This is a genomic window from Chryseobacterium sp. (assembly GCF_045629545.1).
Classification (GTDB): Bacteria; Bacteroidota; Bacteroidia; order Flavobacteriales; family Weeksellaceae; genus Chryseobacterium.
In genome coordinates, this window is record NZ_JAZQRK010000006.1 from 1 (window position 1) to 10,925 (window position 10,925).

Below are 10,925 nucleotides of genomic sequence, written 5' to 3' on the forward strand. Positions count from 1 at the left end.
AATGATTAAATTTTTAGATCTACAAAAGATAAATATGCTTCATCAGGATGAAATTGAAGCAAGATTATTAAATACATTCCGTTCGGGTTGGTATTTGTTTGGGAATGATTTAAAATTATTTGAAAACAATCTATCCAAATATATTGAAAGTACAAATGCTATCGGTGTAGCTAATGGTTTGGATGCACTGCGTTTGATATTTAGAGCATATATCGAGTTAGGGGTAATGAAAGCTGGTGATGAGGTAATAGTTCCAGCAAATACTTACATAGCTTCTATATTAGCCTTGTCTGATAACGGTTTAATTCCGGTATTAGTAGAGCCAGATATTACTACATTTAATATAGACATCAACAAGATTGAAGGAGCAATTACGGATAAAACGAGAGCAATCCTACTCGTTCATTTGTATGGACGAGTTGTTTTTAGTGACCAATTAAAAGATATTGCTCAGAATTATAATCTTAAGATTGTAGAAGATAATGCACAGTCCATAGGAGCAAGTTGGAAAGGAATAAAAACAGGTAATCTTGCTGATGCTGCTGGTTTTAGCTTTTACCCAGGTAAGAATCTTGGTGCATTAGGTGATGCTGGTGCTGTGACAACTAATGATGATGCTTTGGCTGTAACGATTCGTGCTATTGCAAACTATGGTTCTAATCAAAAGTATGTTAATTTATACAAAGGATTAAACTCAAGATTGGACGAAATTCAGGCAGCTGTTCTTGATGTCAAATTAAAATATATTGATGAGGAGAATACTATTCGTAGAAATATTGCTAAACGTTATATAGATGGTATTATTAATGCAAAAATAATTCTACCTATAAAGCCAGATGACGATAGTGAACACGTATGGCATGTCTTTGTAATACGTTGTAAAGATCGTAACCAATTGCAACAATATTTAACAGATAATGGTGTGCAAACAGTTATTCACTATCCTACGCCTCCTCATAAACAAGAGGCATATCGTGAATTGAACAATCTCTCCTTCCCGATTACCGAAGAAATACATCATGAGGTATTAAGTTTACCAATTAGTCCTGTATTGACGGATGATGAAGTTTCTCAAATTGTAGAATTAGTTAACTTGTTTTAATGGAAAATCTTAAGGCTAACAGGAGGTATTTTGAGAAGTGTATAAAAATAGCTCATCTCTTATTTCAAGAAGGTTTATATGAAGACTGTGCTCAATATATTCAAAAGATTGGACAATTCGCTTGGTTGCATCATACGGGATATTATGCAAGTCGAAGTTTAGAATATCTTTTATTTCTTATTAGTTCTAAATTACCTGTTATTGATAAAGATAAAATTAGATTAAGAAGTAGGTCTAATGAACATCAATTAAAAATTTTACATGTTTTTTCTGAAATTTATACATTTGGAGGTCATAGCAAATTATTATTTAAATGGATTAATATAGATTCTCAAAATAAGCATTCAATTCTATCGACAAGACAACCCATAAATGAAATTAAAAATGTAGCTACTTCTTTCCATTCTCGGAGTGATATTGATTTATATACTGTGATTAATAATTCAATATTGGAGTCTGCGAACTTACTAAAGGATATTTTATATAAAGATTTTGATATTATAGTACTACATACTCATCCTAATGATGTGATTAGTAATATTGCTTTTTCTGATCCAAATATTGATATTCCAATTGCATATTTGAATCATGCTGATCACGTATTTTGGTACGGAGTTAGTATTTCAGATTGTGTAATACAGATCCGTGAAGCAAATATCGAGCTGGATAAAGAGCGGAGAGGACTTTTAAATCAATATTTCCTTCCGATTCCAATTCGTAAAGATGAATATCAGGTAAAAAAAAATAATAGTGATTTTATAAACTTAGTTACAGTTGGAACTGATTATAAGTACAATCCTGTAGGTGATTATAATTTTTTTGAAGAGGCACTATCTATTGTTAGTAAATATGATAATGTCATTTTTAATTTTGTAGGTATAAGCCCTTCTTCTGATTTTGCTTTAAAGTATTCACATGAAAGAATTGTTTATCATGGTGTATTACTTCCAGATGAATTAAATATTTTCTTAAATAATATGGATTTATACATAGAAGGTTTTCCGATACCTTCTTTTACCGCTTTGTTAGAGCCTGCAATGAAAGGTATACCTTTTGTGTTACATTATAATCCATCTAATTTACTGCGTTTGTTTAAAGATAATATTGATTCTTATATTTTTTATCCAAAAACTATTGTGGAATGGAGAGATAATGTAGGAAAGTTGATATTAAACGAGCCATATAGGGATCAGGTTGGTAAAAAACAATTTGCATATGTAAACAGAATCTTTGGTGAAGATTCTTGGTTATTAAATTTAAATTTTTTTTATCGTAAAGTTATAAGTACTAATAAATCCAGCTTTTCTTTTAGCGAGGAGAATAATTTATTTGAGGGGAGAGACGAAAAAGAGTTATTAGGTGTACATAATATAGGTATTGATCATTTTACATATACTAGAGAGCTTTCATTAAAGAATAGACTATATGTCTTATATTGTTATAAATATAGAACTGAATTTGTTTTTTCAGAAGGTTGGAAGATATATATTAGATCGACTTTTTTATTTAAAATACTTAGAAAATTATTAAAAAAATAGATTTAAAGATGATTTCAGTAATAATTCCTAATTATAATCACGCTTCATTTTTGATTGATAGAATCAATTCAGTATTGAATCAAACATATCAAGATTTTGAGCTCATAATTTTGGATGACTGTTCTAAGGATGAGAGTATTAGTGTTATTGAGGGATTTCGTAATCATCCAAAGGTATCACATGTTATTTATAATAAACAAAATTCAGGTTCTCCTTTTCAACAATGGAAAAAAGGAATAGAATTAGCATCTGGTGAATGGATCTGGTTGGCGGAGTCCGACGATGTAGCAGAGCCTACATTTCTAGAAACAATGATCGAAAATATTAAAAAATCGGACAATGTAGTTCTTTCTTATTGCGCCTCTGAGTCAATAGATGCTTTTGGTAATAAAAATGGAAAAAATACTTGGGCTAACAGTGTTAGTGATAGAAACTGGGATAATAATTTTTTGAATTCAGGAAAGACTGAAATTATTACTCAATTGTTTTATAAGAATACAATCCCAAACGCTAGTGCAGTAGTTTTTCAGAAAGATGCGATAGATTTTAGTGTTTTTGAGACTATTGTTAAAATGAAATTTACTGGTGATTGGATGTTTTGGGTGTCTATTCTACAAAAGGGAGATGTTGCCTATGATCATCGTTTATTAAATAACTTTAGATATCATGATTCATCCACTCGGAGTTGGAAATCTAAAGAAATGGAATTAAAACGTTTTGAGGAATGTTTAATAGTTATGAGAGCTATTAAAGAGAGATATAAATTGCAGTGGGATTATAGAAAACACATCTGGATTATAGATGAATGGATTGTCAAATCGCAATCATTTAATCAATCAAGATTTAAGGTGTTTAACAAGTTATTTCCAATATCATATAATCTTGTAGTTTTTCTTAAAAAAATAAAGCAATTATCTATACGATATTTGTAATAAGAATATTAGGTGTATCTTTTGTATTAATCAATGATTAGGAGAAGTGATGTTAAATTTCACGAAACAATATAGCTTTTTATTTAATACCAATTTTAAGAGATAGATTTTGAAACTTATTACAGAAATTAATTTTACCATATGATAGATCGAATAAAAAGATTTTTGAAGTTTCATTTTGATTTATTTCGATGTAGAACTCCTGAAGTATTTGGATTTTCCTCCTTTGTATGGGGGAATGTAGCTCCATTAACTGATGTTGAAATACCTAAGATCATTTGGATTTACTGGGATGATGAGATTATTAAATCTAAAACAGTTTTGGTCTGTATTGATGCAATTAGAAATATGCATACTGAATACGAAGTGCGATTGTTAAATAAATATACAATAGATAAATATATAAAATTTGATAAACAGGTTGTTGGAAATCTTCCCTTAGCAAATAAATCAGATTTAATTCGATTAAAATTATTGTCCAAATATGGTGGAATTTATTTAGACGCAAGTACATTGTTATTAGAAAAATTAGATTGGATTTTAGAATTAAATAGTATTAATGGAACAGATGCTGTTGCATATTATACAGATGAAAATACAAAGGATATGAATTATCCTGTAATTGAGACTTGGTTATTAGCTAGTATTCCTAATTCTAAATTTATTAACGATTGGTTAATAGAATATGAAAAATGTTTGTCAAGTTCTAATCCTAATGAATATTATAAGGATTCAAATTTGTTTGATTATAAATCTATTCCATTAGATGTATCTTATTATAAGTGTTATTTCTCCGCACAGACAGTAATTCGTAGAAGTCAGAATTATAGAATTAGTTTAATCTGTGCAGATACAGATGCTTTTTTGTATTCTTTAGCAATTTCATATAAGTGGAGCAATATCGCACTAGCCGAAATATTATTATTGAATGATGTTAATGCTACTTTGCCCCGAGTTGTTAAGATAATTAATGGATCACGTATAACCCTAGATCATTATATTGATATAAATAATTTTAAACGCAATTCATTAATTGGACGTCTAATTGATAATAGAAGTTAGGGACTTTTAATTCTATATCAGAATTTGTTTACGTGTTATTGTAAATGGATAATAGTTGGTAGATAAGTTCATATTATAAATTTAAAGTATGTTGAAAATATTGCACGTTGTTACTAGGATAGATGTTGGAGGTATTTCAACATTAATTTATAATTATTATCAACATCTAGATAAATCAAAAATAAATTTTGAAATAGTTAGTATAGATACTGGTCATAAGCAAGGTTATCACGATAAATTTGAAGCTTTAGGTATTAAAATTTACTATATGCCACAAAATTTAATTAAAAGAGCTTTATTCTTTACAGATCTTTTGAAGAGTCATAAGTATGATATAGTTCATAGTCACATTGAAGTGCAGTCGGCACTTTATTTACTTCTAGCTAGGTTAAATGGTATTAAAGGTAGAATTGCCCATGCTCATATGTCTATAGAACATCGAGGATTTAAAAATACTATTATGAGATTTCTATTGAATAGAGTAACTACTTTAGGTTTTGGTGCAAGTGAATTATCTCTTCAATCTGTTTTTGGAATGGATGAGTCAAAATATCGTATAGTATTGAATAATGCGATTGATTTAGATTTGTTTTCCTTTAATAACAAAATTCGTGAGGAATATAGAAATGATCTTGGTTTATCTGATAAGCTTGTTTTGGGATTTGTAGGGAGATTAACATACCAGAAAAATTTGAAATATTTAGTTAAAGTATTTGTGCAAGTGGCAAAAGTTAATAAAGACACTGTGTTATTAATTATCGGTGATGGCGAAGATAGTGGTATTTTGTTGAGCGAAATTGAAAAGCACTCCTTATTAGATAAATTAGTATGGTTGAAATCAAGAGATGATGTCCATAAATTATTAAATTCGATGGATGTATTGTTATTACCTTCAAGATCTGAGGGCTTACCACTTGTGCTTGTCGAATCTCAAGCTAATTCATTACAATCTGTTGTCTCAGATAGGATTACACAAAGGGTAAATATAACACCATGTATTCATTATTTACCCATTAATGATAAATACCTTAACAGCTGGACGAAGTTAATAACTGAGATAGGACATTCATATAAACGTATAAGAACGGATCTAATGCTTACAGAGCAGCACTTTAATGTAAAGATCGAAGCAAATAATCTAATGAGTTTATATCATTTATCTAAATCTATCAATTGATATGAAGTATATTCCGATAGTTGTTGCTTTTACTCCGAATTATGTAATTCCGGCTGTAACAACGATTTTGTCAATTTTATCGAATAGTCAGGCTACAGACAGGTATCAAATCATCTGTTTGCTGACAGAGGATTTACCTAAGGACATACAAACAAGTTTATTAAATTGGGAAGAGGAAAGATTAGAATTTGTATTTATAAATTTATCAGGCAAATTAGAAGGTATATACATAGATGAACGATATACCGCTGCTGCTTCTTATAGATTATTGTTGCCTGAAATCTTACCAAGCTATAAATCCGTTATTTATTTAGATTGCGATGTCATTGTTCGCACTGATATTGCAAAGTTATATCGTGATACGGATTTAGAAGACTACTATTTAGCGGCCGTTTATGAAGCTACATTAGATTTTCAGATTCCATATTTGAAAGAGATTGGATGTGAACCAGGTGAGTATATCAATTCGGGTTTTTTGATTATAAATTTAGAGCAAATGCGTCTTGATAATATAATGCCTTCGTTGATTAGTACGGCTAATAATGCTAATTCAGCTTTTCCTGACCAAGATGCTTTAAACATTGTGTGTAAAGGTAATATTTTAGGATTGCCACCAATCTATAACAGCATTCGTACGTATTTCTTACCTCAATATAAAACAGATTTTCTAAAATATTATACGGATAAGGATTGGGATCATGTTCAAATTAGCGGAAATATTCATTATACAGGTTCAAAACCATGGAATGGTTATACTATAGAATTTGTTACTTGGTGGAGTTATTATGAACAATTGCCTGATTTTATAAAAAAAATAGGCTCTGTAAAATCAAAAGTTAGATTTTTTGGAAAAATACTTAGTTATACTATGGCTAGGAGAGGTTTTGTTTTTATCCAAAGTATGTATAGAAAATTTAAATAGAATTAATCAAGCTTCTAATTTATATGATTGGAAATATATAAATAATGAATATGAAACATGCATATCTTATCATAGCACATAATGAGTTTGTAATCTTGCAAAATCTTATAAATTCTCTGGATGATTCTCGTACGGATATCTATATACTCTTTGATAAGAAAGTGAAAGAATTACCTATCCTTTTTTCTACTAAATCAGAGTTAATTATTTTAGAGAGTAGGGTTAATATCTATTGGGGTGATTATAGTTTAGTTCAAGCTGGAATGCTTCTTTTTAAAGCCATTGTTAATAAAAATTATAGCTATTGCCATCTTATATCAGGTGTACATTTGCCACTTTATTCTCAAGATTTTTTGCATAAATATTTTCAAGAAAAATATCCTCAGCAAGTTTTTTCACCGATTTCATTTAACCCTGCAGAAGTTATCATGCGATTGAAACGGAGGAGTTTTTTTATAAAATATCATAAACACCCTAATTCTTTTATAAGCAGATATTCTCAATATTTATGGGTTATTGCATTAAAAATTCAAAAATTATTGAATATAAAAAGAGATCGATATAAAGAATATTGTAAGTTCTCAAATTGGGTAAGTATTACGCAAGAAGCAGTGAATTATTTAATAGAAAATGAAAAATCTATTCAAAAGAATTTTAAATATGCTTTTTGTGGTGATGAGTTTTATATACCTACTACTTTAAAAAATGCAACAATACCTTTTGAATTTTCGATAGATGAAAGGTTATTATATCAAAATTTTGAAAATACCAATACTACTGTGATTAAATATGAAGAGTTTGGTATAATGATGGATAAAGAATCGTTATTTGCACGAAAATTTTCAGCGCATTCAATAGACCTTGTAGACAAAATAATGGAAAACTATAAAAATAGATAATATGTTCAAAATGGCTAGTTTCCCAATTGTTAATAATCTATGGTCATATATACGTGAGCAAAAGATATTAAAGAAGCACAAGGAGGTAAGTGATTTTTGGAAACCAATAATAGCATCTTACTTTAGAAAAGAACTTCCTATTTATGAGGTGAATAGCAAGAAAAAAATGTCTAATGAAAAAATAATTTGGCAATATTGGGGACAAGGTATTGATGGCGAACTACCCGAAGTTATTCAAGCTTGTTTTGCTTCTGTGGATAAACATAAAGGTGATTGGACTGTTATTCGCTTGGATGATAAAATGATTTCTGAATATATAGAGTTTCCAGAATATGTTTATCAGAAAATTGATTGTGGAATTTTTAATAAAACAATTTTCTCTGATTTACTACGTTTAGCTTTACTCAAATTGTATGGTGGTGTATGGCTTGATGCTACTATATATATGACGGGTAGTATTCCTGAAAATTTAGCGTCTCAAGATTACTTTATGTATCAAAGGGATAATGAAGAAATACATAAGTCATTTTGGAAAAATTCATATGCCTATTATTGGAATTGGGATCCCAAATTTAAGGTTAATGTATTAAATAGTATTTTTTTTGCTAAAAAAAATGGAGTAGTAATAAACACTTTACTGGATATAATGTTGTATTACTGGGCTACACAGCTTAATATCAAAGATTACTTTTTTTTTCAAATATTATATGATGATTTAATGAAAGGCTATCTACAAGATCAAAAATGTATCTTAATAAGTGATGTTAAGCCTCATATTATTCAAACTAAGATCAATGGTGAATATCCTTATAGCACTATTGATGTAGCAATAGCAGACTGTAACTTACATAAAATGTCTTACTTCAAAGGTTTAGCTTTGAATAATTTTAAATCTTTTGTTAATAGAAGTAAATCCTTTAAAAATTAATTTACGCATGAAACACGCTTATTTAATATTAGCACATAATGAATTTGATTTATTGAATAAGTTGATTGCTGTTCTTGATGATGCAAGAAATGATATTTTTATTCACTTTGATAGTAAAGTAAATACCTTGCCTATAATAGAATGTAATTTTTCAGGTCTTTATATTCTAGAAGATAGAGTAGATGTACGCTGGGGTGATGTCTCTGTCGTTTCCGCAGAATATAAGCTATTTCAAAAAGCATCGCAAAAAGCTAATTATTCCTATTATCATTTGCTGTCTGGTGTTGACATGCCATTGAAAAGTCAGGATTATATTCATAATTTTTTTAAGAAAAATCAGGGTAAGGAATTTGTGGGATTTTATCAACAAGATATTACAATAGAAACGGAACTAAGGGTTCGCAAATTTCATTTGTTTCCTCATGATTTTAGAGCTGATACAAGTATTGTAGGTTTAATAAAAAAGATAGTTCGTGCAGTTACGATTCGATTACAGTATTTAATTGGGTTTAGTAGAAATAAGGACATAGACTTCAAGAAAGGAACACAATGGATTAGTATTACCCATGATTTTTTGGAATTGATTATTCAAGAAAAGGAAAATGTATTGGAGATTTATAAAAATACTTTTTGTGCTGACGAGATTTTTATTCAAACCTTATGTTGGAATTCGGTGTTTAAAGCTAATGTCTTTAACATAGATGATGAAGCTCAAGGTAGTCAACGTATGATAGGATGGAATAATAACATGATTATTGAATGGGAGGGGAAAGATTTTGAACGATTGATAGATTCAAATCTTCTCTTTGCACGAAAATTTTCAAGTAATAAAATGGAAGTTGTAAATCGCTTAATTAAATATATTAAGTAATACATAATTAGATTTTTTATATGAATATATTTAGAAAATGGTCCGTGTATCTCCGTTATACTTTTTTTAAAGTGATTCTTCCGTTCCCTAAAATTATATCAAATGAAGATACGTTGGATTTATTAATTAATTCTGGAAAATCAATAGTACGCTATGGTGATGGCGAATTTCATATGCTTGGAAAGACTGAGGATATCGGATTTCAAGTGATCAATATAGATTTATCACAACGTTTAAAAGAGATTCTTGTCAGCGATAATCCAAATTGCATTATTGCATTGCCGATAGGATTAAATGCCGTGAAGGGATTTAATCCTGTTGGAGAATATTTTTGGAAACAATTTATTGTTTTTCACTATAGAAAATATATACAATATTTCGATTTTAAGAAAACATATGCTAGTGCTAATGTCACAAGACCTTATATGGACTTTAAAGACCATAGTAGTACACAGAAATTTTTTGATCGAATGAAAGTTCTTTGGAATGATAAGAAAATATTAATTGTAGAAGGGGAAATGAGTAAATTAGGTGTAGGTAATGACTTATTTGCAAATTCCAAATCTATTCATAGAGTCATTACTCTATCACAAAATGCATATAAAATATATCCACAGTTACTTGAAGCCTGTCAAGCTCTCGTAAAGGATTATGATTTGATATTAGTTTCTTTAGGACCTACAGCTACTGTGCTAGCCTATGATTTATGTGATTTCGGTACACAGATCATTGATATTGGTCATGTCGATTTGGAGTATGAATGGTTTGTTAGGGGGGAAAAGGAAAAAGTGCCAATTGATGGTAAGCATATAAATGAACTTGGTTATGATATCGAGTATCAATCTAGTGTAGACACTGATTATTTACAACAGATTATTTTAAAAGTTGTTAAATAATTTTTTATTAATCATTAAGATATGAAACTACCGCTTATTTCTATAATTGTTCCTGTATATAATGCAGCTCATCTCATCGATAGATCCTTGGTGTCCCTTCAATCGCAATCTTATAAATCTTTAGAGATTATATTTATCGATGATGCTAGTACAGATGATAGTGCTTTAGTTTTGATGAAGTTTAAGGAAGATATGCTGAATTCCAATCCTACTTATACAATCAAAATTCTCAAACATACTGCTAATAAAGGCGTTGCTGCCGCACGTAATACGGGCTTGTCGGAAGTAACAGGTGAATATATTTACTATTTAGATGCGGATGATTTCTTAGCTAATGATGCTATTAATATGCTTGTTAATAAAGCTATTTCTTCAAGTGCTGATATTGTTGGTTGTAGTTGGGTTTTGCAATTTGAAAAGAATGGACGTATAATGAACCAACCTAATCCAGCAACAACTGATCATGCAATTGAATATATGTGTAAAGGAGTGATGCGATGGAATTTATGGTTGTTTTTAGTGCGAACAGATTTATATCGCAAGCATGATATAATGTATTTTCCAGGCCAAAATATGGGTGAAGATATGATGGTGATGT

11 protein-coding genes are annotated in these 10,925 nt (G+C 29.5%); all 11 read left to right on the forward strand.

Annotated features, from left to right (window positions below; genetic code table 11):
• A partial coding sequence (locus tag ACKI42_RS00890) for a DegT/DnrJ/EryC1/StrS family aminotransferase (protein ID WP_407401490.1) occupies positions 1-1,102 on the forward strand: 1,102 nt, incomplete at its 5' end.
• A complete protein-coding gene (locus ACKI42_RS00895) occupies positions 1,102-2,640 on the forward strand; it encodes a glycosyltransferase (RefSeq protein WP_407401492.1) in 1,539 nt (512 codons plus the stop codon). The genes ACKI42_RS00890 and ACKI42_RS00895, both read left to right, overlap by 1 nt.
• An 8-nt stretch (positions 2,641-2,648) precedes the next feature.
• On the forward strand, positions 2,649-3,572 hold the full coding sequence (locus tag ACKI42_RS00900) for a glycosyltransferase family 2 protein (protein ID WP_407401494.1): 924 nt from the start codon (positions 2,649-2,651) through the stop codon (positions 3,570-3,572).
• A 141-nt stretch (positions 3,573-3,713) separates the two neighbouring features.
• The gene (locus ACKI42_RS00905; RefSeq protein WP_407401496.1) at positions 3,714-4,634 is read left to right on the forward strand and encodes a glycosyltransferase family 32 protein; all 921 of its coding nucleotides are present in this window, start codon (positions 3,714-3,716) and stop codon (positions 4,632-4,634) included.
• Positions 4,635-4,722: 88 nt separating this feature from the next.
• Entirely contained in the window at positions 4,723-5,811 is a 1,089-nt protein-coding gene (locus tag ACKI42_RS00910; protein WP_407401498.1) for a glycosyltransferase, read from the forward strand.
• A gap of 1 nt (position 5,812) precedes the next feature.
• A complete protein-coding gene (locus ACKI42_RS00915) occupies positions 5,813-6,733 on the forward strand; it encodes a glycosyltransferase family 8 protein (protein WP_407401500.1) in 921 nt (306 codons plus the stop codon).
• A gap of 50 nt (positions 6,734-6,783) precedes the next feature.
• The gene (locus ACKI42_RS00920) at positions 6,784-7,632 is read left to right on the forward strand and encodes a beta-1,6-N-acetylglucosaminyltransferase (protein ID WP_407401502.1); all 849 of its coding nucleotides are present in this window, start codon (positions 6,784-6,786) and stop codon (positions 7,630-7,632) included.
• 10 nt (positions 7,633-7,642) lie between these two features.
• Complete coding sequence (locus ACKI42_RS00925) at positions 7,643-8,560, forward strand: capsular polysaccharide synthesis protein (protein ID WP_407401504.1); 918 nt, start codon at positions 7,643-7,645, stop codon at positions 8,558-8,560.
• Between the two features lie 7 nt (positions 8,561-8,567).
• Positions 8,568-9,431, forward strand: coding sequence for a beta-1,6-N-acetylglucosaminyltransferase (locus ACKI42_RS00930; protein ID WP_407401507.1), 864 nt, complete (start codon positions 8,568-8,570; stop codon positions 9,429-9,431).
• A gap of 20 nt (positions 9,432-9,451) precedes the next feature.
• Complete coding sequence (locus ACKI42_RS00935; RefSeq protein WP_407401509.1) at positions 9,452-10,327, forward strand: GT-D fold domain-containing glycosyltransferase; 876 nt, start codon at positions 9,452-9,454, stop codon at positions 10,325-10,327.
• Positions 10,328-10,348: 21 nt separating this feature from the next.
• Positions 10,349-10,925: glycosyltransferase family 2 protein (locus ACKI42_RS00940; RefSeq protein ID WP_407401511.1), on the forward strand; the 577-nt coding region annotated here is incomplete at its 3' end.